Source organism: Gardnerella sp. C0684A1, assembly GCF_055326835.1.
Map to the genome: position 1 here is coordinate 164,036 of NZ_JBLTSX010000004.1, position 24,380 is coordinate 188,415.

The window sequence follows — 24,380 nt, forward strand, 5'->3', positions numbered from 1 at the left end:
TCATGAGCGTTGAAGTCATGAACGAAACCGTTTGGAACATAGACCCTAAAATCTTCTCAGATTTAAGCATGTGGGTTATGCAACAGATGAAGGTCAGTACTCAATCTGATTTGTCTATAACTTTCGTAGATCCAGAGCCTATAGCCTGCTTGCATGAGCGCTGGATGAATTTGGAAGGCCCAACAGACGTAATGAGTTTTCCAATGGACGAACTTAGTCCTGGAAGTGATGAAAAAGTTTCAGAAGGAATGCTTGGTGATTTAGTAATTTGCCCGTGGGTTGCTGAACAGCAGGCGCTCGCAGCTGGACACAGCACTATTGAAGAAATGATGCTGCTCACTATTCATGGCATATTGCATTTGCTTGGATATGATCACACTTCTCAAGATGAGGAAAAGCAAATGTTTGGTTTGCAAAGACAGTTGTTGCTCACTTTCTTTGCTGCAAGATCTGGCGAATTGTGTGACGCAACTCTTCCGCAAGATGCTGTTAACGAGCTTGAAAGATACGATGCTGAGCATAAGGATGAATCGTATAAGTCAGATAAATCAACTGGCAAAAACAAGTAAGTAAATACTGGAAGTAAAAATCTTAAGTAAAAATCTTAAGTAGAAATTTTAAGTAGAAATTTTAAGTAAAGGCAACACTGAAGAAGGCAAAATTACGGTGAATATGAATACTATGAGTGCGGCAATTGGATTAAATTTTCCAACATTATCTGCTCATGTATGGGTTGGATTAGCTTTTCTTGCTGTGATTGCTGTTCTACTAGTGTGGCTTTCGCTAGCAATGGCAGCTGCTGAAGGTGCAATACCTAGAGTTACTAGAGCTAGTCTTAATAATTTAATGATTGAAGCGCAAACTAACGAGGCTGAAAGTAGCGCAATTGTTAGAATGCGAAAAATCGCAAGAATTCATAGAGTAAAAAAATTAATATCAGATCGTTACGTAACTTATGGTGCGTGCGCTTTCGTAAGAATAGTGTGCAATGTACTTGATGGTGTTGCTGTTGCTGCTATTGCTGCAACTCTTGAATCACCATTGTGGTTAACTTTACTTGTTGGACTTTTAGTTTCTGTACTCGTAGCAGTTATATCCGTATGCGTGCGTCCACGTTCCGTAGGTGCAGCGCAGCCTGTTGCAAAACTTATGAGACTTTCTAGAATAGTAGTTTTTGCAATAAGAATTTGTCCGTTTGCGCGCATAGGAAGCAGTTTGGATGATTCAACGAAGCGTAAGCGTACTGAACCTTCAGACGATGAAGCTTTGGAAGATATTCAGTTAGATCAAGCAAAAGCTAGTATTGATCGTTTGGTTGAAGCGAACGATTTTGATCCTGAAGTTTCGGAAATGATGCGTAATGTGCTTACGCTTTCAGATACTTTGACGCGAGAAATAATGGTTCCGCGAACCGATATGATTTGCGTAAAAAGTGACGAAACGCTGGAAAACTTTCTGAAATTGTGTTCTCGCTCAGGATTTTCTCGAGTACCTGTAATAGGAGATTCTGTTGATGATCTTAAAGGTGTAGCTTATCTTAAAGATGCTGTTCGTGCTACAGTATTTAATCCTGCAGCTTCCAGTAGAGCAGTTTCTACTATTATACGAGATCCAATGTTGGTTCCTGAGTCTAAGCCCGTAGATGATCTATTCCACGAAATGCAGCGAATCCGTCAGCATGTGGCTGTAGTTGTTGACGAATATGGTGGCATTGCAGGTTTGGTTACGATTGAGGATGCTATTGAGCAGATTGTAGGCGAGTTGGAAGATGAGCATGATCGAACTCAACATGCAGATCCTGAAGAGGTAAGTGATGGCGTGTGGAAGATGCCAGCTCGAACTCCTATTGCAGAGTTGGAAAATATTTTTGAAGTTCATATTGACGAGGACGATGTTGATACCGTTTTCGGACTATTAACTAAGCTATTAGGAAATGTGCCAATAGTAGGATCTAGTGCGGTTACTAGAGGACTTAAACTTACTGCTGTTGATTCTGCTGGAAGACGCAAGAAAGTCTCAACAATTCTCGTTGAAAGAGACGAAGAAGTTAAGGGTTTGAAAGAAAAATCTGCTGAGACTTCTGCAATCAGTAGCGAGAAGTAGACTTAGTAGAAGAGCTACTTGAATGCTTCGTTTGTTGTAAACGCTTAAGTATTTATGTGAAAATTTACTACAGATTGGTAATAAAACTACAGTTATGAACGATAAAACTACAGATAATATCACGGATAACACTACAGATATGGATAATAATATGCCTAATGAGTTGGAAGATTCTGAAAATAATATTAGTGAAGACGATACTTTTGAAGATGATGATTTTGAAGGTTTGGATTCTTCGACTCGAGTTAAACTTGATACTCCGGATTTTCGCGGTTATCGTTCCGGTTTCGTAGCTGTAGTTGGTAGGCCAAATGTTGGTAAATCAACTCTTATGAATGCTCTTATTGGCACGCAGATTGCTATTGCGTCTTCTCGTCCGGAAACTACGCGTAAGGCAATTCGCGGAATTGTTACTACCGATAATGCGCAAATGGTGTTGGTTGATACGCCTGGTATTCACCGTCCGCGTACGCTTCTTGGTCAGCGTTTGAACGATATTGTTGACGAGTCGCTTGCAGATGTTGACGCGATTGCATTCTTGCTTCCAGCAGACCAGGAGATAGGACCTGGAGATAGGCGAATACTAAGCCGTCTTCGTTCCGATTTTGCTAAAAAAGATGATAAGGGCAATTGGACTTGGAAAGTTCCGCTTATCGGTATTGTTACGAAAATCGATACGCTTAACCGCAGCGAGTTAGTTGCGCATTTGCTTCAAATTCAGCAGTTTGCTGATTTTACGGATATTGTGCCTGTGAGTGCGTTGGAACGCGACAATGTCGACGAAGTTAAGAATGTTTTGATTCAAAACTTGCCTGAAGGTCCACAAATGTATCCGGAAGATCAGCTTAGCGAGGAAAGCCCAGAAAGCATGATTTCGGAGCTTATTCGCGGAGCGTTTTTGGAAGAATTGGACGACGAGTTGCCTCATTCGTTAGCTGTTGTAGTCGACGATATTGTGTATCCGGGCGGTGGCGAGGATACTCAATACGATGACAATAAAGCGCATGTGCTTGTGTCTGTTTATGTTGAGCGAGATTCGCAAAAGCCGATTATTATTGGTCATCGTGCGGAGCATTTAGTGCGTGTAAAGAAGCGTTTGCGCACGGCGGTAAATCGCATTACTGGCACAAAAGCTGTGCTTGAATTGCATGTGAAGGTTGCAAAAGGCTGGCAGAGCGACCCTAAGAAGCTTGAGCGTTTGGGGTTCTAGACTATTCGCTGTTAGATTGCAACTCGGATTCGTGCGGGCGAATATTGTTGTGCAACGTATTTATGCTTTGGCTTGGATTTGTTATATATGTCTCAGAGGTGAGGCATTTGTAACGCTTTTTGACCTAATTTCGTTATATATGTCTCACTCATGAGGCATTTGTGACGTTTTTTGGGTCAAATCCGTTAGATTTGCATCATTGATGAGACAAATATAACGTTCGTCGTAAGTCGTCAGCTCAGTCTAGTCTCATTCTGCCTCAAATAGCCTTTATCCACATTGATCGAAATCTATTGCGCATTCATTGCTTATTTCATAATCTCAGGCTTATGAAAAAGTCTAATGTTAAAAGCATGCTCGAAAAAGCTGAGTTTGAGCATCGTTGTTTTCATCCAATCAGCAATTCGCAAAGGCAGTGTGCGTATAGGTACACTAGGTCAGGATCACTTGTGAGAGTATTTTCAGGTCTTTATGCAAGAACAGAGTATTGGCAAAATTTGTATACAGCTGAGCGAATTCGCCATATAGCGTTTTCTTTGATGAATATTCATCCAGACTGGAAATTCACAGGTGTTACTGCTGCTGCGCTAATCGGCTACGATGTTGTGAATGATTATGATCACATAACAAATGATTATAAAACTGATAAAAATCGTGATTGCGCCAAAATGTTGCAGTCTCAATCAACTCCAATTTACGTTCGCACTATGACCAGAAAGTCTGCAAATGATAATCCGTTGCTACGTAGAATTAATGCAACAGGCAGAGAGATGGATGGCACTAGTGATGATGTTCGAATTGTGCATGGAAGAGAGGGAAGTGGCGGTCGCTTAGTTGCCCTTCCGCATTTAAGCGACAATATAGATTACGAAGTTCGAAGTCATATTGTAGATAAGAGCACAATGCTTTTCGATGTTGCAAATAGCGTTAATTTTAGATTAGCATTGTCGATTTTTGATTCTGCGGCTCGCGATAATGTTGATTTTGCTAAAGTCATTTCTATTTGTGAAAGTCGATATTCGACTTTGGATGTTAATAATTATAAAAGTGTTGCTGCAACAACAACCTCTGATTTATTTGAAAGCACATTTTTTGGAAGGTGCTGTGAAACTAGAGTAGATAAGTTTCTTTCGCTTAGACGTCTCTGCTATTTTGCAAGTGGATTAAGCGAAAATGGCGGGGAATCGTTCGCGCGAGGAACTATGATTTCGCTCGGATTTATGGTGCCAGAATTGCAACGCGAGTTTATATTACCGCACTCAGGTGGCAAGTATAGGTGTGATTTTTTGTGGCGGCTTCCCAATTCTGAGTTGATTGTTGGCGAGCTTGATGGGCATTCAAAGTATTACGTTGATTCGGATAATTTTATGCATACTAACGTCGATTTTAATTCGTCTTTCGATAATCGAATGTTGCGTAAATCGTACAATCCTAGTGTTATTAATCGCAATATTGACAGGCAGGCTGAGCGTGAAGCGTTGCTTATGAAGGAGTGTGGAGTAAGCAGGATTGTGCGTTTTACCATTTCAGATATAGTTAATCCTAAAAGGATTGAGAGTAAGTTGATTAATGCAGGAATTCCTAGGATTATTAAGATTCTGTGATTTATGCGAGTGATAGTGGCTGTGCGCTGACTTTGTGGTGTTGGATTTGTCTCGCGCTGTAACGCGTTAACGACATTTTCTGTTTGCCTCAGATTTGTTATATATGTCTCAGAGGTGAGGCATTTGTAACGCTTTTTGACCTAATTTCGTTAGATTTGCATCATTGATGAGACATTTGTAACGCTTTTTGGCTGATTTTCGTTAGATTTGTCTCAGAGGTGAGACAAATATAACGCATGAGCATGGGGTCGAGGTAAAACGCGGGAGTGTGGGGTAGATACAAGAAACCGCGGCAGACTAGTGAATCACAAAGTCAAGCCGCGGTTATCTATATTAGTTTTATTTAGTTCTATAAAGTTAGTATTACTTCTTACGAATTGTATACATCTGCGTGTTGAGCAATGCAGAATACTTCTTAATAACACGCGGGCGAATAATCTTCATAGATGCCGTCATTAAGCCGTTTTCTTGCGTAAACTCTTCAGGCAGAATAATGAACTTTCTTACAGACTCAGCTCGAGAAACACCCTCGTTAGCAAGATCTACAAACTTCTGAACTTCTGCACGCACTACAGCGTTATTAGTAGCTTCTTCCAAGCTCATAGAAGCATCGAGACCCTTAACTTTAAGCCAATTGCGCAAAGTCTCCTCGTCTAAAGTAATAAGAGCAGAAATAAACGGACGCTTATCTCCAAGAACTAAAGCTTGAGAAACGATTTCGCAACGTTTAATAATTTCCTCAATAGGACTTGGAGCAACGTTCTTGCCGCCTGCTGTAATAATCAAATCCTTCTTACGTCCAGTAATATAAAGGAAACCATTATTGTCAATGCGGCCAAGATCGCCTGTTGCATACCATCCATCTTTTGTAAACGATGTCTCGGTAGCTTCCTCATTCTTGTGATATTTCTTGAACACGCATGGGCCGTTAACCTGAACTTCTCCATCTGCAGCAATTCGCAAAGAGAAAGCTGGGAAAGCAATACCAACTGAACCTTCGCGGAACGGTACTCCAAGAGGAGTAAATGCACAAGGTGCTGTAGTTTCGGTAAGTCCATAGCCTTCAAAAACAGGTACTCCAGCTCCACGGAAGAATGATAGAAGCTCAGGGTCAAGAGGAGCGCCTCCAGCTACAACCCAGCGAGCGCGTCCGCCGAGAGCCTGTCGCAAAGGACGATACACAATAGGATCGTATGCTGCGCGACGAGTCTTAGTAAGTATCTTAGCTTCGCCGTACTTGCTTACTTCTTTCATATACTGTTGAGCTGTAACAACAGCACCTTGGAAAGCTAAGCCCTTAGCGCCATGTCCAGCCTTTTGGGAAGCAGCATTATAAACTTTCTCAAGAACTCGAGGAACTACAATCATCACAGTAGGTTTTGCAACCTGCAAATCAGAAATTAAAGTAGAAATTCCTTGAGCTATATAAATTCGCAAGGTGCTTGCTACAACAATATAGTTAATTGCGCGTGCGAAAGAGTGAGCTTGAGGAAGGAAAAGCAGTACAGAACCATCAGGATCAGATAGTAAGTCTGGCATATATTTCGGCAGATTAAGAGCGGTAGTGCAGTAATGCTCATGTGTCATTTCTACACCTTTAGGAGCAGCAGTAGATCCAGAAGTGTAAACGATAGAGCACAAATCTGTTTTCTTTACCGAATCGATTCGATTATTAAGCTCTTCATCACTAATTGAGTATCCGAAAGCTTGAAGTTCATCTAATCCGCCGGTTTCGATGCACATAATGCGTTCCAAAGTTGGGCAGTCTTCAATAGCGCCATCCGCCTTATCTCGCATTTCTGTTGTTTCTACAATTAAGAATCGCGCATCAGAGTTATTTACAATATTGCGAATCTGCTCAGCTGAGTCAGTATCGTAAATTGTAGCTAATACGCCTCCGCAAGCCATAACAGCAGCATCAATAACATCCCATTCGTATGAGGTTTTGCACATAAACGCTACGCCGTCGCCTTTATTTAAGCCGTAGTGCATAAAGCCTTTTGCTGCTGCGCGAACGTCTTCAAGAAACTCGTTTGCAGTTTTTGTTACCCATTTGTCTGCACTTCTGTAAGTGTAAAGTGGTTCGTCACCCATTCTTGCTGCACGATCTGCGTACAAATCGTAAATACTTGTACCCTCGTCTATTTGTGCGCTTCCTGGAGTGCTGGTAGTAAGAAGTCCAGTTTCTGGATCTAATAGAGTTGTAGTTGGAGTTGTGCCCCATTCAACAACGTGTGGAAGCAGTGGATTTACATTAGAATCCTGCGTTGGATTCGGGCTTGAATAATCTGGTTCCCCTGCTTGGTCGTCGCTGACTGGATGAGCAAAATTACTTCCGATACTCAACGCTTTTCTAGCAATGTTGAATGCTTGCTGTTGAAGTCTGTTAATTACGGACACGTCTGCTCCTTCATTGTGCCGAAAGGCTTGTTGTTTGCGTACAGTATCTGCACGTTATTTCTTTTGTTATCTATGATAATCGTTCCTGCTTAACAATTCATCTTCTGTGTCATATTTGTGCTTTAATATACTGATTTTTTATTTTGAAATTTCTATTTTTGCTATTTATTTTTAGGTTTTAATTTAGTCGTCGCACTCTCGTATACTTAAGAGGTTGCTTTGGCGAGGGAATAACACTAGTGTGTAAGTTCCGTTATCGACTGGGCTGATAGCCACTTATGGTTTTCGGCGCGTCGGTGCGCCTGAAGCTGGAGTTAATACAAAATAATCCAGATAATAAGGAGACCGATATGGCTACCAAGATTACTCTTGAAGGCGATGTTCGCAATGAGTTTGGTAAGGGCGTTGCTCGTCGTTTGCGTGTTGCTCAATTGATTCCTGCAAGCATTTATGCTGGCGGTGCTGAGCCTGTGCACGTTACGCTTCCAATGAAGGAAACTACTTTGGCATTGCGTCACGCTAACGCTTTGTTCACTATTAAGTTCGGCAATGAATCTCGTATTGCTGTTGTTAAGGATGTTCAGCGTAACCCTGTGAAGCGCATTGTTGAGCACATTGATTTCTATGAAGTTAAGGCTGGAGAAAAGATTGATGTTGAAGTTCCAGTCTTCGTTGAAGGTACTCCAAAGGGTGCTGCTGTTGCATTCGTTGACGTTCAGGAGCTTAAGGTTCGTGCTGACGTTGCTAACTTGCCAGAGCGTTTGGTTGTGAATGTTGATGGCCTTACCGACGGTACTAAGGTGTTTGCTAAGGATGTAAAGCTTCCTGAGGGTGCTGAGCTTGATATGGATGGCGAAGAATCTGTTGTAAGCGTTACTGTTCCTGAAGATGCTGCTGAAGCTCCTGCCGCTGAAGCTGCTCCTGCAGAAGAGAAGTAAGTTCAGTTAAGTATCAGTAAATTTTGATTTATTTAAGCCGCGTAAGCTTTTGCTTGTGCGGCTTTTTTATATTTAATTTTCTGATTATTAAATTTTGTTTTGTTAATAAGTTGTTAATAAGTTTCGTTTTCGGCAATGCGAAATTCTGCTTGTAATAGTATTACCTGTAAGTTTTGCTAAAAACAAAAATCGTATTAATCTATACGATTAACTGCATAAAATGCAAGCAAAAATAATAAACACAGAAAAGAGATACAATGGCTGGTTTAGAAGTAGCTCCAGAGTTTAAGGATGCTTATGAATCCGACGATCATAGCGATCCTACTCTGTTAAACAAATTAGCTGATAACTTCACTGTTTTGCCAAACGATAATCCAGTTTCGGATGCAAAGCGCAATGAACTTATTGACAAGCCTGCTTTCGGTCAGATTTTCTCCGATAACATGGTTCATATGACATGGACTAAGGGTGAGGGATGGTCAGATCGTCGTGTTGAGCCTTATGGTCCATTAAAGATGGATCCAGGCGCATCCGTTTTGCATTATGCGCAGGAATGCTTTGAAGGTTTAAAGGCATACAAGCGTACTGATGGTTCTATTTGGCTGTTCCGACCAGATATTAACGCTGCTCGTTTCCAAAATTCTGCTAAGCGCTTGTATTTGCCAGACCTTTCAATTGACGATTTTATTGGTTCTGTTGCGGCTTTAGTTAAGCGCGATAAGCAGTGGGTTCCAAGCCGTCGTGAGTACACTCTTTACATGCGTCCGTTCATGTTTGCTTCTGAACCGTTCCTTGGTGTGCGCGAAGCTCATGAGGTTGAGTATTGCGTGATTGCTTCTCCATCTGGCCCATACTTCAAGGGTGGTTTGAAGCCTGTTAGCATTTGGGTTGAAGATCAGTGGTTCCGCACTGGCCCTGGTGGTACCGGTTTTGCTAAGTGCGGTGGAAATTATGCTGCTTCTTTGCTTGGCGAGTACAAGGGCATTGAGCATGGTTGCGAGCAGGTTTGCTTCGTTGATGCTGCAACTAAGACTTATTTGGAAGAGCTTGGTGGCATGAACATGTTCGCGCTCCACAAGGATGGCCACTTGGAGACTCCATCTCTTACTGGCAGCATTCTTCCTGGCGTTACACGTCGTTCTTTGATTCAGCTTGCTGAGGAAGCAGGACATAAGGTTGTTGAAACCATGATTCCACTTCAAGGCCTGCTCGACGACATTCGTTCTGGCGAGGTTACGGAAGTCTTCGCTTGCGGTACTGCTGCAATCATCACGCCAATTGGTCGCTTTAAGTCTGATGACTTCGATCTTAAGGTTTCCGATGGTGGTGTTGGTGAGTTGACTCAGGCTTTGCGCGACGAGTTGCTTGGCATTCAGCTTGGTGATGTTGAAGACAAGCACAACTGGATGTGGAAAGTCTGCGACTAATTTAAGCCGTAAGTAAGTCTTAAGCGATTTCTTTAAATAAGCGTGCCGTATATGTGAATTTATTTTGTTTTATGCGGCACGTTTTTTATATACATTTTATATACAAAAATCCCCAGCGCCGATTGGTACTGGGGATTTTTATATCACTTAAAGTGATGTGCAGTTATCTGCAAAACCTTACAGAGCGTTAATCGCTACAGCAAGACCGGACTTACGGTTTGCAGCCTGATTCTTGTGAATCACGCCACGACCTGCAGCCTTGTCAAGCTTGCGAGAGGCGACTGCGAAAGCAGCTTCTGCTGCAGTCTTATCGCCCGCGGCGATAGCTTCGCGAGTAGCACGGATAGCGGTTTTAAGAGCCGACTTAACGGACACGTTACGCTTATGCGCCTTCTCGTTGGTAAGTACGCGCTTTTTCTGCGACTTGATGTTTGCCACTGTTACTCCAAACGATGTTTGCTATATAAGGACATACAAATAAAAACTATACCAGGATTATTGGATAAAATGAGTTATTTTTATGTTTATATTACAGTTTATTTATTATTTAGTAATCACAAATAAACGCAAGTAATCATAAATAATCACATTTTAAAAGTAAACTATTTTATCTACTATAATCTTATTTTGATCTTGTTGTGAAAAATACCAATATCACAGTAGGTACCAATATTACAGTAGGGTAGTCGAGTTGGTAATATTATTTACTTGCAATGCTTTTCGCATATTTGATTGCTCGTTAGTCTTAAAAGGAGATATTTGCTTTGATTACACCGCATAACCAGCCAGGATTTACGGATCAATCGTTGATACGCAATTTCTGCATTATTGCGCATATAGATCATGGCAAGTCCACTGTGGCAGACCGTATTTTGCAGCTTTCAGGAATTGTGCCAGAGCGTGAAATGCGAGACCGTTTCTTGGATCGCATGGATATCGAGCAGGAACGCGGCATTACTATTAAATCTCAGGCTGTTCGTGTTCCTTGGACTTTTGAGGGCAAAGAGTATTCTCTCGGCATGATTGATACTCCTGGTCACGTCGATTTTACTTATGAAGTTTCGCGCGCACTAGCAGCATGCGAGGGTGCTGTACTGTTGGTAGATGCTACTCAAGGAATTGAAGCGCAAACTCTTTCTAATCTTTATATGGCAATTGACCACGATTTAACAATTATTCCTGTTCTTAACAAAATCGATTTGCCTAGTGCTGAACCAGATAAGCATGCTGAAGAAATAGCTGGCTTGATTGGATGCAAGCCGGAGGACGTGTTGCGTGTTTCTGGTAAAACCGGCGAAGGTGTAAAAGATCTTCTTGACCAAATCGTATTGGAAGTTCCAGCTCCAACAGGAAACCCTGATTCTCCTGCTCGTGCTCTTATTTTTGATTCAGTCTACGATTCGTATCGCGGAATCGTCACATATATTCGTATGGTTGACGGTGAGCTTAAGTCGCGTGAAAAATTGCATATGATGGGCATTGGTATGACGCACGATCCTATTGAAATCGGCGTTATTAGCCCAGATATGACTCCGACTAAGGCGCTTGGAGCTGGTGAGGTTGGCTACGTAATTACAGGCGCAAAAGACGTGAGCCAATCTAAAGTTGGCGACACTATTACTAGCGCTGCGAACCCCGCATCCGAGCCTTTGGAAGGATATAGAGATCCGAAGCCTATGGTTTACGCAGGTCTTTTCCCAATTGATAACGCACAATTCCCAGATCTTCGAGATGCTCTCGACAAGCTAAAACTTAACGATGCGGCTCTTATTTACGAGCCAGAAACGTCTGTTGCGTTGGGATTTGGTTTCCGTTGCGGATTCTTAGGTCTTCTTCATATGGAGATTGTTTCCGAGCGCTTAAGCCGCGAGTTTGGTTTGGATCTTATTTCCACTGCTCCTAACGTAACTTACGACGTTACTAGCGAAGATGGTAAAGAGCATCACGTAACAAATCCTAGCGAGTTTCCAGAAGGTAAGATTAAGCGCATTATTGAGCCAATGGTTGCTGCCGATATTATTGCGCCGAAAGAATTTATTGGTTCTGTAATGGATTTGTGCCAGGATCATCGTGGAGAAATGGGCACAATGGAGTACATTAGTGCCGACCGCGTGGAAATGCATTACAGAATTCCTCTTGCAGAAATTGTTTTTGACTTCTTCGATCAGCTTAAAAGTCGCACAAAAGGTTACGCTTCTCTCGACTACCACGAGGATGGCGAGCAGTCTGCAGATTTAGTGAAAGTTGATATTCTTATTCAGGGAGAAAAGGTTGACGCTTTTAGTGCAATCGTGCATCGCGATAAGGCTTATTCTTACGGCGTTATGATGACTAAGAAGCTTCGTGGACTTATTCCTCGTCAACAGTTTGAAATTCCAATTCAGGCTGCAATCGGCTCTAGAATTATTGCTCGAGAAACTATTAGTGCTCTTCGAAAAGACGTGCTCGCTAAATGCTACGGCGGTGATATTACGCGTAAGCGCAAGCTTCTTGAAAAGCAGAAGGCTGGTAAGAAGCGCATGAAGATGTTAGGCCATGTTGAAGTGCCTCAAGAGGCATTCGTTGCGGCTTTGGCTACAGATGAGAGCGCAAACGACAGAGACACTAAAGATAAGATTCGTGCAGCGCAAAAGTCTGAAGGCTGAGGCTTATATTGAATTTTGAATCGAACAAGACCAGTGAAGATTCGCGTTCAATCATTCCTTTTGAAGTGTACGTGCACGTGCCATTTTGCTTGCGACGTTGCGGATATTGCGATTTTAATACGTATACTGCGCTCGATTTAGGAGAAGGCGCTAGTCGTGAAGGCTATGCTGATGTTGCGATTCGTGAAATGCAACTTGTAAAAAAATGGCAGGAATATCACGGGATTTTCGAGCCTAAAGCGCAATCTGTTTTCTTCGGCGGCGGAACTCCAACAGTTCTTAAAGCGAAAGATTTAGTGCGAATTTTGCAAGAAATACGTAACTTGTGGGGATTTAAAACTGGGGCGGAAATAACTACTGAAGCAAATCCAGACACTGCAGACGAAAAGTATATTGAGACGCTTGCAGAAGGCGGATTTACACGAATATCTTTTGGAATGCAATCTGCTGTTGCGCATGTTCTTAAAACTCTTGACCGTACTCATACTCCAGAAAACGTAACTCGCGGAGTAAATGCGGCGAATGCTTGCGGATTGCGTTCAAGTGTTGACTTGATTTATGGTGCTCCAGGGGAGAGTTTAGACGATTGGCGAAAGTCAGTAGAAATGGCTTTAAGTCTGGGCGTTAACCATATTTCCGCGTACGCGCTAACGGTAGAGCCGCGTACGAAAATGGGTCGTCAAATCGCTAAAGGAATTATTAAATCTCCAGACGATGATGATGAAGCTCAAAAATACGAGATAGCAGACGAACTTTTTAATTCCGCTGGCTTAGAATGGTACGAAATTTCTAATTGGGCGCGTCCGGGTTTTGAGTCTCAGCACAATCTTGGATACTGGCAAAATATTGATTGGGCCGGAATTGGTCCTGGAGCGCATTCCCACTACAATGCTGTAAATCACATTAGTAAACAAAGTATGGAGATGGACGCTTCTTTAGCTAATCCAAACGAGTTTTATAATCTTCGATCATGGGATATTTTGCATCCAAAACATTGGGCTCATGCGATTAATTCTGGGAATGTTCCTTGGCAAAACTACGAGTGTATAAACGCAAAAGATGCTCTCATAGAAGAAGTAATGCTCGGGCTTCGTATTAAAGAAGGCCTTAATATTTCGCAATTGTGCGGAAAGATGCGCGAAAATCGTAGCGAATTCGACGATTCTTACTTGAAAAAAGCAATTATTGAAGTAAAAAATGAATCTCTTGCGAATATGCATGAAGATAGGTTAATAGCAACGCGCAAAGGAAGACTACTAAACGATTTATTAATAGAAAAAATCGTAGACGCGTGTGAAGACGGTCTGACTGTGCGCTAAAATAGTGCTTATTGTGTCGTAAAAGCGTAATATTTGAAATTCAATGTGGAAAGGAATGATCATGGCAAATCGTAAAGAGCGTAGAGCAAAAGCCAGGCAAAATCGTAGGGGAATTCCTTCACAATACGATGATACAAAAGGTCGCGCTCGCGGCGGAATGATTGATGAATACGCTTTACAAGAGCGTTCGCGCAAGCTTGTTGAAAGAAAAAATGGTGAGTGGAAACCTTCATCTAGCGTAACTGAAGAAGAAGAAAGAGTTGCTACGAATACGCGTCGTACTGAATCTGGCGATGAAACCATGAATAAAGTGCGCAAAGTTATTGGCGTGTGCTCTTGGGCTGTGCTTTTACTTTCTGCGCTTGCATTCTTAGTGATTATGTGGTTGCCTAGCCAGCCGATTGCGCTTGTTATTACTGTTTCTGTTCTGTTTGCTTTGGGCGTATTTGGATTGTTCTTTAGCTTTAGCAATTCTAAAAGGAATCCGCGTCTCGACGAACATGGAACTGCGATTTAGTGCTTCGCTATCTATAAAACAGTAGCGTATAAAAGCGTATAAAGTAGTAGCGTATAAAACAGTATATAATGACGCGCGTTCTGTAATTGCTGTTATTGTAACGCTACTCGCAGTTCGTCCTCTATTTCACTATGTTTTATTGGACGATTCTGTTCATCCAGATTATTTCTGTCGATATCCCACTGTTTTTCTATAGCACCATTTTTAACCATAAGTATGCGATCTGAAAGTCGTACTGCTTCAGCAATATCGTGCGTAACCATTACGACTGTCCAATTGTGTTTGCTGCGAAGATCTGCGAGCATATTTTGCATATCTAATCTTGTTAAAGCATCGAGTGCGCCGAAAGGTTCGTCTAAAAGAAGTAGTTTGGGATTATGTACAAGAGCGCGAGCTAATGAAACTCGTTGAGCTTGTCCGCCAGAAAGTTGCGACGGCCATTTACGCTCATAGCCGTCAAGCTGGACTATTGATAGTGCGTGAGAAGCGAGATCCTTAAGTTCTCGTTTTTTGCCGCTCATTCCCCAAATTACGTTGTTTCCAACTCTCATCCAGGGAATGAGTCTAGCATCTTGAAAACCGATTGCCTGCTGTGCTGTGGCTTTTATGCTACCGCTAGTAGGCGTAAGTAAGCCAGATATAATTTTGAGTAAAGTTGTTTTGCCGCAGCCAGAACGACCAATAAGGCTCACAAATTCACCCTTGTTTATTGTGAAATTAATGTTATGCAAAATCTGATTAGTGTTGTCAAAAACTACGCTAATATTTTTGAGATCCACAAGACAATCATCATCTAAAGAATTAAATTTAGATGGTTCTTGCTGTTTTTCTAATGATTTACGCTCTAACACTTCTATCTCGCTTACTTCTTACTTAAACTTTTAATTTATTTGCTGCAATCCATAACCGAATCAGCAAGATTCTTAGGAGCAGCTTTAATCAGACCGTACTTAACGTACTCTTTAGCCTGAGTTTGCATCATTTCTAAGCCTTTTGCGTCAATTGGTTTAATAGTTGGGTTATCAAACTTTTCGATTTGTTTAATAATTGCTTCTGATGCACCAAGTTTCTTATAAGCGTTGCCTATAACATTCTTTTCTTTATGAGATTTTTCTGCTTCTTTTACTAAAGCTTTGTACATCTTCTTAACTAGATCTGGATGCTGTTTTGCGAACTTACGAGAAACTATATGTATAGTTACGTTCATATTGCCATATTTTTTAGCATTAACAAGCAACTTTGAACCTGGTGTTGTCATTGCAGCAGCGAGATTTTGGTCGAATGAAGAAATAGCGTCGATTTGGCCGGAAGTAAAAGCAGCTTGGAAGTTTCGAGGATTCATTTCAACTTTTTGAACTTTAGAAACGTCAAGTCCACTCTTATCGAAAGCACGATGAAGCATGTAATCGCCGGTATCTCCGTTGTGAATAATAGCAACTTTCTTACCGTACAAGTCTTTCAGAGTTTTTACTCCGCTCTTTGGAGAAGCAACAATTCCTTGAGAATCTCCATTATAATATTCGAGTGCAAAAGCAACCCAAGGCTGACCTTCTGCAATAAGATCAATAAAACGACCAGTTCCGGTTGTTGTTGCGTCTGCGCTTCCTCCCATAACAGCAGTTAAACCGTCAACAGGAGTGTAAGGGCCTGTATACACTACCTTATCTTTGCCGAATATTTCGTTTAAGAATTTCTCATCCTTAAGAGTTGTTAAATAGTTTGCTGTAGAAAGATACGCTACTCGCATAGTTCCAGCTCCACCTTTTGCAGAAGATGAAGATTTTTGCGAAGATCCGCAAGATGCTAGTGCTACTGTAGTTGCTAGTGCACACAGTGCTGCAGCTACTCTTCTTATAGTAAAAGTCTTAGTGAGCTTATTCATCTCATTACTCCTTCGTGTTTAATGTTCTGCTTGAGATTTTGCGACTATTCCTGCGATTTGGTATAAGAATATATTCGAAAATATTTGCTGTTATTTCGGAAGCTAAGCCAGCAAAAGCGTACAGAATTATGCAAGCCATCATTTGATCTGGTCTGAAGAATTCTTGAGCTCTCGAAAGAATATATCCAATTCCTATTGAGGAATTTACAGTTTCGCAAGTAGCTAAAGCAACCCACGCAACCGATATGCCAAAACGTAATCCAGTCATAAAATTAGGAAGAGTACCTCGTAAAAGAATAGTTGTAAAAACTTTTAAACGTTTTACGTGATAGGCTTCAGCTAATTCAAGAAGACGAGGATCAATATTTCTAACCCCATCTCTTATATTTACGTACATAGGGCCAAATACGCCTATTGCTATAAGTACTATTTTCATAAGCTCATCTACTCCTAAAAAGATTATTAGGAGAGGTGCTAATGCTGGAAATGGTACTGAACGTATCATATGACTTGGTTTATTAAGAATAGTGTTGCCTAATTTTGTTCCGCCAGAAAGTATTCCAGCTGGAACGGCAATAACAATACCAAGTAACAAGCCTTCTGCGACTCTAGCAATGCTTATTGCTAACGATGGCAATAGTATGCCTTCGTTGTATAAATCTTGGAATGCTTGTATAACTTCCATTGGTGATGGCAATGCGCGATCATCTTTAGGAGTAAGGGTTATAACATACCAAGCAAAGATAATTGCAACTGTTGAAAGCCACGCTTTTACGCCAGCTAAGTGCTTAAAAATACAATGCTTATGCATGAGACATTCCCTTCGATAGTATTAGCTATATCAGGTTCGACGGGTATATTCTCAGCGCGTAACAGCGGTGAGAAAATTGTGTAGTTTTAATTGAAACTTTATTTATTCATCACAGTGTTAAGCGCACCCCGTGCCATGCTGTTATTATTGCCTTTGGGCGTGGACAAAAATACTTTCTTTGGTAAATTTTGTTAGTTTTTATATTTCATATTCAAAGTTAATGTATTAAAAAGCTCAGTGTGTGGAACGTCCATAAAACGCATTAATCTTAATACTGTTATCACAACCAATAAGCAATAAGGAGTAGTTGTGGCAGCTATTGAAAGCGTATATGCACGCGAAATTTTGGATTCCCGTGGAAATCCTACTGTTCAGGTTTATTTGGAGACTGAAGATGGCGCTCAGGGCATTGGTTTAGTGCCTTCTGGCGCTTCGACTGGTGAGGCTGAAGCTTGGGAGCGTCGTGATGGTGACAAGTCCCGCTATCAGGGCAAGGGCACCTTGGAAGCTGTAAAAGCAGTAAATGAAGTTATTGCTCCTAAGGTTATTGGCATGGATGCCACCGATCAGCGCGCTCTTGATGAGACCATGATTGAGCTTGATGGCACACCAAATAAGGGTAAGCTTGGCGCAAATGCTATTCTCGGTGTTTCCCTTGCTGCTCTCTACGCGGCTGCTGAGTCTGCTCAGCTTCCTTTGTACCGTTACATTGGCGGTACTAACGGTCATATTCTTCCAGTACCAAACATGAACATCATGAACGGTGGTGCTCACGCTGACTTCGCAACCGATATTCAGGAGTACATGATTTCTCCTTACGGTTTCGCAACTTACAGTGATGCTCTTCGCGCTGGCGTTGAGGTTTATCACACCTTGAAGAATGTTTTGAAGAAGGAAGGCTTGGCTACTGGTCTTGGTGATGAAGGTGGCTTCGCACCAAAGATGAAGTCCAACGAGGATTCTTTGAAGTACATCATGGATGCAATCGCAGCCGCAGGCTACGAGCCAGGCAAGCAGATTGGTATTTCTCTTGACGTTGCTTCTTCTGAGTTCTACAACAAGGAAACTGGTAAGTATCGTTTCGATGGCGAAGAGCGCGAATCTGCTTACATGCTTGATTACTACGAGAAGCTCATCAACGAGTATCCAATCGTTTCCATCGAAGATCCATTCCAGGAAGAAGGCTGGGATGATTGGGCAGAAATTACCAAGCGTCTTGGTGATCGTTTGCAGTTCGTTGGTGATGACTTACTCGTCACCAATCCAAAGCGTTTGGCTAAGGGTATTGAGCTTGGAGCAGCTAACTCCTTGCTCGTGAAGTTGAACCAGATCGGTTCCGTTACTGAAACCCTCGACGCTATTGAGCTTGCAACCAAGAATGGCTTCACTTCCATGGTTTCTCACCGCTCTGGTGAAACCCCAGATACCACCATTTCTGATCTTGCTGTTGCTAAGAACACCGGCCAGATTAAGACTGGTGCTCCTGCTCGTGGCGAGCGTATTGCTAAGTACAACCGCTTGCTTGAGATTGAGGAAGAGCTTGGTTCTACCGCTCAGTATGCTGGTTACAGCGCATTCAAGGCTTGCAAGAAGTATATGAAGTAACTTTATACTTTTAGCTAGTTCTATTTAACGGTCAGTCGCGTTTGTGGCTGACCGTTTTTGTTTGTAATTATGTTTTGTGTTGAATGTCGTGTTATTCCGAGTTATGACGATTATGAGGTTGTAAATCAAAAAGCGTATAAGAGACACGCGCGTATTGGAAAAATATTTTTTGCTTTCAATAGCAGATATTAGGTGAATATTTACGCGTGTTTTAGCTAGTTTTATGCGAAAAGTTTAAGAAGTTTTCAAGAAAATTTTCGAAATTCAGTAAAAATTTTTGTGATTTTACTTTTATTCTCAGCTCTTTAGTGCTAATTTTGTGAAAAACCAAAACTAAGGAGAGTTTAATATGAGAAAAGTCGCAGTTATTGGTATGGGTAATGTTGGTGCTGCTGTAGCTCATCAGCTTATAATCGGCGGTCACGTTGACGATTTGTATCTTTACGACAATAACGAAGCTAAAGTTAAGGCTGATGCTCTTGATTTTGAAGACTCAATGGATAATCTTCCTTTCAATGTGAACATTACTGTAAACGACTATGCAGCATTGAAGGATGTTGAAGTTATAGTCAGTGCGTTAGGTCATATTAAGCTCTTGGATGTTCCTCACCCAGACCGTTTTGCTGAACTTAAATATAATCGTAACGAAGTGGCTGAAGTTGGTGCAAAGATCAAGGAATCTGGATTCCATGGCGTTCTGATCGATATCACTAATCCTTGCGACGCTATTTGCCAGCTCTACAAGGAAGCTACTGGTCTTCCTTACGAAAGAGTTATTGGTACTGGCACTCTTCTTGATTCTGCTCGTTTGCATCGTGCTGTAGGAAAGTTCTTCGGAGTTCATCCTAAGGCTGTTAAGGGTTATAGCTTGGGCGAGCACGGTGATTCACAGTTCGTTGCATGGTCCACAGTGAAAGTGTTAGAGCAGCCAATTACTGAGCTTGCTAAAGAAAAGAACATCGACTTGGATGCTGTTGATGATGAAACTCGCGAAGGCGGTTTCACCGTGTTCTACGGAAAGAAATACACCAACTACGGTATTGCTGCTGCGGCAGTTCGCCTGGTTAATGCTGTTATGACTGATTCAAAGGAACAGATGCCAGTTTCTAACTATCGCGAGGAATATCATTCTTATCTTTCTTATCCTGCAATCGTTGGTCGTGAAGGTATTGTTGAACGCTGCCAGCTTGATCTCAATGAGGAAGAATTACAAAAATTGCAGCATTCAGCGGATACTATTTTGAGTAAAGCTAAATCGATGGCTAACTGATTGCAATTTTTAATTTTTAAATAATTTAATAGCAAAAGCCACTGTTTTCTAATTCGTTTAATTAAGCGAGTTAACAGACAGTGGCTTTTCGTATTTTTGTAACTTCTACTTATTTCTGTTTATTTGCTCGTGCGAGTCTATAATAAGCCTGATATATACTGTTTAACTACGTGAAAAAATTTCTACGATTGGGGGATAAATGAAAACTAGAGCATACATAAGCGCTGGAGGAAATATTGGGGATAGGCTTCTCAACTTGCAGAAAGCAGTAGCATTATTGCGAGAAAATGCTCATATTAGTAACATCGTAGTTTCGTCAGTTTATGAAACTGAACCAGTTGGTGGTGTTGTTCAAGACAGTTTCTACAACATAGGATTACATTTAGATACTGATTTAACAGCTTTTGAATTATTAGATTTAATACACGACATTGAACAGCGTTTGCAAAGAAAAAGAATAGTTCGATGGGGGCCTAGAACTATCGACTTAGATATTATTGATTTTGGTGGGCAGAATATTAAAAGCGAAAATCTTACTATTCCACATAGAGAGAGAGATAATCGTAGATTTGTGTTACTTCCTTTACTTGAAATTAGCGAAGACGATTCTACGTATCATGAGCTTATACAGAAAAAACTAGAAGAGACTAGCGATACCAATTGGGTTAAACCAGTTTATGGTAGCGAAGTATTTTGCTAGTAACAAAACTTAAGTGATTTTGAAACCGTTTAAATACGTGTAAATAAACATCGCTAATAAAACAAAATAAACAAAATAAACAAATTTTAAAAAGAAAGACAAGATAATGAAAATAACAGCTTGCAATCATATTGAGCGAAATTGTGGAAATATTTCAGAACTTGTTTTGCAGCAAAAGCTCGTTCAAGAGCAAGAATTGTTGTGCGAATGGGAAAATATTGCAGAAAGTGATATGCAAAAAGTTACTGATTTTCTTGATCATTTCGATACTTCAGTAGAGAAAAACGAGAAATCTGTAAAATTTATACTACCATTAATCGCTCTTAAAACTTTTATGAAAGAGTGTGAGAAAGAATGGCATGAAGATAATGAACTAATAGAGAGCGTAGGTGAGATAGTAAAACAAAATGCAATAGTGTGGAAAGCTGGTCGCTTCTGCTTTGATACTCTTGACAAGCCGATAGTTTATGCGATTTTAAATATCACACCAGACTCATTCTATGACGGTGGAAAATATCAGACTGAAGAAGAAGTAAAAAATCATATCGAAGAAATAGTTGAAGCTGGAGCAGACGTTATTGAAGTAGGCGGGCAGACTACGAAACCTGGCGGTTATGTAGAAATTACTCCAGAAGAAGAAATTCAGCGCGTTATACCTGCTATTCGATACATTCACGAAAATTATCCTCAAGTTGCAGTAGCAGTAGATACTTATAAGCTGCCTGTGATGAAAGCTGCTATTGAAGCTGGAGTTGATATAGTAAACGATGTTCGTGCATTCGATAATCCTGAAAAAGTAAAACTCATGGCAGAATCTAAAGTTGGATTAGTAACAATGCACAGTAATAGAGAAACTGAATACGACAATCTTACGAAAGTAATGTGCAAATTCTTTGACGAAAATCTGCGCATGCTTACAGAAGGTGGAGTTGAGATTGACAGAATTATTCTCGACCAAGGAATCGGATATGCAAAAGTTGCGGATGGTAAGCAAGATTACACTATGATGCGTAATCTAAACCAGTTGCATCGTTTTAGAAGGCCAATACTTGTTGCTATATCTAGAAAAGGTTTTGGCAAAATATTATTTAATCTAAATAAAGAAGATCGTCTTCCGGTAACACTTGTAGCAGAAACAGCAATGTTTATGCGCGGAGGTCGTATTATTCGCGCACACGATATTGCAGAAACAAAGCAATTAGTTGAAATGGTTGATGTTATTAACCGAAGCTACTGGTTTAAATAATGAGCATAAGGCGTGATGTAAGCAAATCTTAGTTTGCATCACGTCGAATACACAAAGTAGGTTATAAGGTATGAGTTTAAGAAAGCGTCGTGTCGCACAAGCATCAGATGAAGATGATTCGCAGTCGCAGCGACGCCGATTTCTTTCTGGACCGATTATCTTGCTAGTAACAATAATTATTTTAGCTGCAGGATCTATAGAGATTGTTGCTACGATTCGCAACTATGCATTAAGCTTAGCTGAACTTCACGCATTGCAGAGAGATGAGCAAAGCTTAAAAGACAGAAAGAATTCACTACTAAATGATGTAGGTAGGTGGAAAGATAAAGCTTACGTTACTACGCAAGCGCGCGACCGTTTAGGTTTTGTTTTTCCAGACGAATTAGCTGTAAGAGTAGAACATCCTGAAGCTGTTACTGGAGTAGCTCCAAATAAGTATGCTCAAGGGAATGTGGAAGTCACTAATCACAAACCTTTACCTTGGTATAGTGATCTGATGTATAAAATGCACAAGATTGATAAGCCTAGCGATAATAGCTCTTCAGCTGCTGCTTTAGAAGAATCTATTATAGAAAGTCAAAATGCGTCACTATCTAATGTGTACAGTACGAAAAAACATTAAGTGCTTCAAAATAATTAGCCTATTGCAGCTAGATTAACTGTTCTTAAAATTTGTAGCCGAGTTCAAAAAGCGTAAGTCAGGAGTAGTAATGTTAGAAAATCGCAATGACGCAACTAAACAAAATTATGAGATCTCTAATTTTTCGCCTGAAGATATTGTAAAACGCATACTAAATGCTCCGGCTACTAAAGAAGAACGCGATATCGTAGAAAAACAATTAGGAAGATTTCCGCGCGGAATGGTAGCAGTTGGAGCAAGATGCGTATGCGGTAGGCCATTAGCCGTAATAACTCGCCCATGTTTAGAAGATGGAACACCATTTCCAACAACATGCTATTTAACAAGTCCTGAAGCAGTAAAAGCTATATCTCATATAGAAGCCGAAGGTCTTATGCGCAAGTATAACGAAATGCTAAAAAATGATGAGAGTTTAGCGAAACAGTATGAAAAAGCTCATCAATATTATTTATCTTTCAGACACGCGCTCGCAGTAGCTTTGGGAGATAGTGAAGAGCATATTAGTACTATGAGTGCCGGCGGTATGCCTGTTAGGGTTAAATGTTTGCACGCTTTGCTAGCTCAAACACTTGTTATGGGTAAAGGTATTAATCCTATTGGAGATCTTGCGTTAGAGTGTATAAGTGATGAGTTTGATCCTAAAGTTTGTCGCTGCTCAACACCGTGGAGTGACGATGCTGGTATGGAAAATTTGCATTTTAATAAAACTGAGAAGGTGCATGCTATGAAATCGGCTTGCGTTGCTGCAATCGATTGTGGAACAAATTCTATAAGACTAAAAGTAGCTTTAGTAGACGAGAATGGTATGAAAGATATTGTTCCTCGTATGCTAAGAGTTGTGAGATTGGGTCAAGGAATTGACGAAACTCACCGTTTTGCTGATGAAGCTTTGCAGAGAGTGAAGGCAGCTGCAAAGGAGTTTGCGAAAGTTTTGCGAGAAAATCCTGTCGATGCTATCAGATTTGTAGCAACTTCAGCAACGCGTGATGCAGAAAATCGTGAGATTTTTGAAGACATGATGCTTAAAGAGCTTGGAGTGAAACCTGAAGTTATAAGCGGCAATGAAGAAGCTGCTTTGAGTTTCTTAGGTGCTACAAGTGTTGTATCTCGTTGCGAGCTTCAAGCGCCTTACCTTGTTGTTGATTTAGGTGGTGGTTCCACTGAGATGGTTCTTGGTGGAGATGGCAAAAATGCTAGCGTTGATGAGGTGACTGCCGCTTACTCTATGAATATTGGTTCTGTTCGAATGACAGAGCGTCATTTGCACACTGATCCTCCTACACAGGAAGAAATAGATGAAGCTGTATCTGATGTAGATAAGAATATTGATGAAGCTTTGAAGGTTGTTCCTGTAGGTCGTGCTCGTACAATTATTGGAGTATCCGGAACAGTTACAACCATGGCTGCTTTAACAATGGGGTTGAAGCATTATGATCATAGCGCTGTAGATGGTGTAAAAATCGGCTTAGAACAAGCATATATGGTAAATGATCGTTTCTTGCGCATGCCTCGCGATTTGCGTAGAACTTACGCAACTATACATCCAGGACGAGTGGATGTTGTTGGTGGAGGCGCAATTGTGTGGAGTAGAGTACTTGAGCGCGTAGCAAAAGCTACATACGAGGATCATGGTGGAGTAATTGATACTTTCGTTGCAAGCGAGCATGGTTTGCTTGATGGTATAACGCTTGATTTAGGTCGTAAAGTTCTCGCCACACGCTGAGGTTGTTCTTTAGTGAAATATATGGCATAATAAGTGTCTGTTGCCCCCGTGGCGGAATTGGCATACGCATCAGACTTAAAATCTGACGCCCTTACGGGCTTGTGGGTCCGAGTCCCACCGGAGGCACAAATAAAACGCTACACAGTTAAATAGCTGTGTGGCGTTTTTGTTTATTCGTATTTCTTGCGCACTTGCCGGGTTATAGGCCAAAAAGTGTGTAAAGCTAAGCTGATGAATATTCTGTGGGTATAATTCACAGCCTCAACACTGTTAAAAACTCAGTTAACGAACTGAGAAAGTAACGGTAAAACGCAAAATACTGTTAAAAATTCAGTTAACG

Annotated in this window: 20 protein-coding genes, 1 tRNA gene and 1 riboswitch; of the genes, 16 read left to right on the top strand and 5 right to left on the bottom strand. The window is 41.1% G+C overall.

The genetic code is table 11. The features are described 5' to 3' along the window. The first annotated feature begins 2 nt into the window (after positions 1 to 2). The 4 genes from ybeY to ACNEUN_RS05095 all read left to right on the top strand — a co-directional run bounded on the left by ybeY (position 3) and on the right by ACNEUN_RS05095 (position 4,917). Positions 3 to 569 carry an rRNA maturation RNase YbeY gene (gene ybeY, locus ACNEUN_RS05080; RefSeq protein ID WP_427877083.1) on the top strand — a complete coding sequence of 189 codons (567 nt, stop codon included), beginning with the start codon at positions 3 to 5 and terminating at the stop codon, positions 567 to 569. Between the two features lie 112 nt (positions 570 to 681). Beyond that, on the top strand, positions 682 to 2,103 hold the full coding sequence (locus ACNEUN_RS05085) for a hemolysin family protein (RefSeq protein ID WP_427877081.1): 1,422 nt from the start codon (positions 682 to 684) through the stop codon (positions 2,101 to 2,103). Positions 2,104 to 2,242: 139 nt separating this feature from the next. Next, positions 2,243 to 3,313, top strand: coding sequence for a GTPase Era (gene era / locus ACNEUN_RS05090; protein ID WP_463631296.1), 1,071 nt, complete (start codon positions 2,243 to 2,245; stop codon positions 3,311 to 3,313). A gap of 329 nt (positions 3,314 to 3,642) precedes the next feature. After that, complete coding sequence (locus tag ACNEUN_RS05095) at positions 3,643 to 4,917, top strand: AMP-dependent synthetase (RefSeq protein ID WP_463631258.1); 1,275 nt, start codon at positions 3,643 to 3,645, stop codon at positions 4,915 to 4,917. A gap of 363 nt (positions 4,918 to 5,280) precedes the next feature. Here ACNEUN_RS05095 and ACNEUN_RS05100 read toward each other — a convergent pair whose 3' ends face one another. Further along, positions 5,281 to 7,317: an AMP-dependent synthetase/ligase gene (locus ACNEUN_RS05100; protein ID WP_463631260.1), complete on the bottom strand. Its 2,037-nt coding sequence runs from the start codon at positions 7,315 to 7,317 to the stop codon at positions 5,281 to 5,283. A gap of 350 nt (positions 7,318 to 7,667) precedes the next feature. Between ACNEUN_RS05100 and ACNEUN_RS05105 the strand changes: the two genes are divergently transcribed. Next, complete coding sequence (locus ACNEUN_RS05105) at positions 7,668 to 8,255, top strand: 50S ribosomal protein L25/general stress protein Ctc (protein WP_463631262.1); 588 nt, start codon at positions 7,668 to 7,670, stop codon at positions 8,253 to 8,255. Between the two features lie 257 nt (positions 8,256 to 8,512). Then, on the top strand, positions 8,513 to 9,682 hold the full coding sequence (locus tag ACNEUN_RS05110) for a branched-chain amino acid aminotransferase (RefSeq protein WP_427877072.1): 1,170 nt from the start codon (positions 8,513 to 8,515) through the stop codon (positions 9,680 to 9,682). A gap of 177 nt (positions 9,683 to 9,859) precedes the next feature. Here ACNEUN_RS05110 and rpsT read toward each other — a convergent pair whose 3' ends face one another. Next, a complete protein-coding gene (rpsT, locus tag ACNEUN_RS05115) occupies positions 9,860 to 10,120 on the bottom strand; it encodes a 30S ribosomal protein S20 (RefSeq protein WP_427877070.1) in 261 nt (86 codons plus the stop codon). Between the two features lie 326 nt (positions 10,121 to 10,446). Between rpsT and lepA the strand changes: the two genes are divergently transcribed. The 3 genes from lepA (at position 10,447) to ACNEUN_RS05130 (ending at position 14,163) form a co-directional block, all read left to right on the top strand. Further along, on the top strand, positions 10,447 to 12,327 hold the full coding sequence (lepA, locus tag ACNEUN_RS05120; protein ID WP_427877068.1) for a translation elongation factor 4: 1,881 nt from the start codon (positions 10,447 to 10,449) through the stop codon (positions 12,325 to 12,327). An 8-nt stretch (positions 12,328 to 12,335) separates the two neighbouring features. Beyond that, complete coding sequence (hemW, locus tag ACNEUN_RS05125) at positions 12,336 to 13,646, top strand: radical SAM family heme chaperone HemW (RefSeq protein WP_463631264.1); 1,311 nt, start codon at positions 12,336 to 12,338, stop codon at positions 13,644 to 13,646. Between the two features lie 61 nt (positions 13,647 to 13,707). Further along, positions 13,708 to 14,163, top strand: a complete 456-nt coding sequence (locus tag ACNEUN_RS05130; protein WP_427877064.1) for a tripartite tricarboxylate transporter TctB family protein — start codon at positions 13,708 to 13,710, stop codon at positions 14,161 to 14,163. 92 nt (positions 14,164 to 14,255) lie between these two features. Here the strand turns inward: ACNEUN_RS05130 and ACNEUN_RS05135 are convergent, their stop codons facing one another. From ACNEUN_RS05135 to ACNEUN_RS05145, 3 genes are all read right to left on the bottom strand, one after another. Beyond that, the gene (locus tag ACNEUN_RS05135) at positions 14,256 to 15,014 is read right to left on the bottom strand and encodes an ABC transporter ATP-binding protein (protein ID WP_427877062.1); all 759 of its coding nucleotides are present in this window, start codon (positions 15,012 to 15,014) and stop codon (positions 14,256 to 14,258) included. A 35-nt stretch (positions 15,015 to 15,049) separates the two neighbouring features. Beyond that, positions 15,050 to 16,045, bottom strand: a complete 996-nt coding sequence (locus ACNEUN_RS05140; protein WP_427877060.1) for an ABC transporter substrate-binding protein — start codon at positions 16,043 to 16,045, stop codon at positions 15,050 to 15,052. Between the two features lie 4 nt (positions 16,046 to 16,049). After that, positions 16,050 to 16,856: an ABC transporter permease gene (locus ACNEUN_RS05145; RefSeq protein WP_463631267.1), complete on the bottom strand. Its 807-nt coding sequence runs from the start codon at positions 16,854 to 16,856 to the stop codon at positions 16,050 to 16,052. Then, positions 16,846 to 16,997: riboswitch (TPP riboswitch) on the bottom strand. (Overlaps the previous gene by 11 nt.) 168 nt (positions 16,998 to 17,165) lie before the next feature. Between ACNEUN_RS05145 and eno the strand changes: the two genes are divergently transcribed. From eno to ACNEUN_RS05180, 7 genes are all read left to right on the top strand, one after another. Beyond that, positions 17,166 to 18,461 carry a phosphopyruvate hydratase gene (gene eno, locus ACNEUN_RS05150; RefSeq protein WP_004111411.1) on the top strand — a complete coding sequence of 432 codons (1,296 nt, stop codon included), beginning with the start codon at positions 17,166 to 17,168 and terminating at the stop codon, positions 18,459 to 18,461. Positions 18,462 to 18,810: 349 nt separating this feature from the next. Beyond that, complete coding sequence (locus ACNEUN_RS05155) at positions 18,811 to 19,731, top strand: L-lactate dehydrogenase (protein WP_463631270.1); 921 nt, start codon at positions 18,811 to 18,813, stop codon at positions 19,729 to 19,731. A gap of 199 nt (positions 19,732 to 19,930) precedes the next feature. Beyond that, complete coding sequence (gene folK / locus ACNEUN_RS05160) at positions 19,931 to 20,431, top strand: 2-amino-4-hydroxy-6-hydroxymethyldihydropteridine diphosphokinase (protein ID WP_463631272.1); 501 nt, start codon at positions 19,931 to 19,933, stop codon at positions 20,429 to 20,431. Between the two features lie 106 nt (positions 20,432 to 20,537). Next, positions 20,538 to 21,677: a dihydropteroate synthase gene (gene folP / locus ACNEUN_RS05165; protein WP_427877052.1), complete on the top strand. Its 1,140-nt coding sequence runs from the start codon at positions 20,538 to 20,540 to the stop codon at positions 21,675 to 21,677. 70 nt (positions 21,678 to 21,747) lie between these two features. Next, positions 21,748 to 22,299, top strand: a complete 552-nt coding sequence (locus ACNEUN_RS05170; RefSeq protein ID WP_427877050.1) for an FtsB family cell division protein — start codon at positions 21,748 to 21,750, stop codon at positions 22,297 to 22,299. A gap of 88 nt (positions 22,300 to 22,387) precedes the next feature. After that, entirely contained in the window at positions 22,388 to 24,040 is a 1,653-nt protein-coding gene (locus ACNEUN_RS05175; protein WP_463631274.1) for a DUF501 domain-containing protein, read from the top strand. A gap of 42 nt (positions 24,041 to 24,082) precedes the next feature. Then, positions 24,083 to 24,166: transfer RNA gene (locus ACNEUN_RS05180), tRNA-Leu, on the top strand. The last annotated feature ends 214 nt before the right edge of the window (positions 24,167 to 24,380 follow it).

What these genes read in the sequence shown, in the direction of transcription:
- ybeY (WP_427877083.1), top strand. Translation starts at nt 3, where the DNA reads ATGAGCGTTGAAGTCATGAACGAAACCGTTTGGAACATAGACCCTAAA.
- ACNEUN_RS05085 (WP_427877081.1), top strand. Translation starts at nt 682, where the DNA reads ATGAGTGCGGCAATTGGATTAAATTTTCCAACATTATCTGCTCATGTA.
- era (WP_463631296.1), top strand. Translation starts at nt 2,243, where the DNA reads ATGGATAATAATATGCCTAATGAGTTGGAAGATTCTGAAAATAATATT.
- ACNEUN_RS05095 (WP_463631258.1), top strand. Translation starts at nt 3,643, where the DNA reads ATGAAAAAGTCTAATGTTAAAAGCATGCTCGAAAAAGCTGAGTTTGAG.
- ACNEUN_RS05105 (WP_463631262.1), top strand. Translation starts at nt 7,668, where the DNA reads ATGGCTACCAAGATTACTCTTGAAGGCGATGTTCGCAATGAGTTTGGT.
- ACNEUN_RS05110 (WP_427877072.1), top strand. Translation starts at nt 8,513, where the DNA reads ATGGCTGGTTTAGAAGTAGCTCCAGAGTTTAAGGATGCTTATGAATCC.
- ACNEUN_RS05130 (WP_427877064.1), top strand. Translation starts at nt 13,708, where the DNA reads ATGGCAAATCGTAAAGAGCGTAGAGCAAAAGCCAGGCAAAATCGTAGG.
- ACNEUN_RS05140 (WP_427877060.1), bottom strand. Translation starts at nt 16,045, where the DNA reads ATGAATAAGCTCACTAAGACTTTTACTATAAGAAGAGTAGCTGCAGCA.
- ACNEUN_RS05145 (WP_463631267.1), bottom strand. Translation starts at nt 16,856, where the DNA reads ATGCATAAGCATTGTATTTTTAAGCACTTAGCTGGCGTAAAAGCGTGG.
- ACNEUN_RS05155 (WP_463631270.1), top strand. Translation starts at nt 18,811, where the DNA reads ATGAGAAAAGTCGCAGTTATTGGTATGGGTAATGTTGGTGCTGCTGTA.
- folK (WP_463631272.1), top strand. Translation starts at nt 19,931, where the DNA reads ATGAAAACTAGAGCATACATAAGCGCTGGAGGAAATATTGGGGATAGG.
- folP (WP_427877052.1), top strand. Translation starts at nt 20,538, where the DNA reads ATGAAAATAACAGCTTGCAATCATATTGAGCGAAATTGTGGAAATATT.
- ACNEUN_RS05170 (WP_427877050.1), top strand. Translation starts at nt 21,748, where the DNA reads ATGAGTTTAAGAAAGCGTCGTGTCGCACAAGCATCAGATGAAGATGAT.
- ACNEUN_RS05175 (WP_463631274.1), top strand. Translation starts at nt 22,388, where the DNA reads ATGTTAGAAAATCGCAATGACGCAACTAAACAAAATTATGAGATCTCT.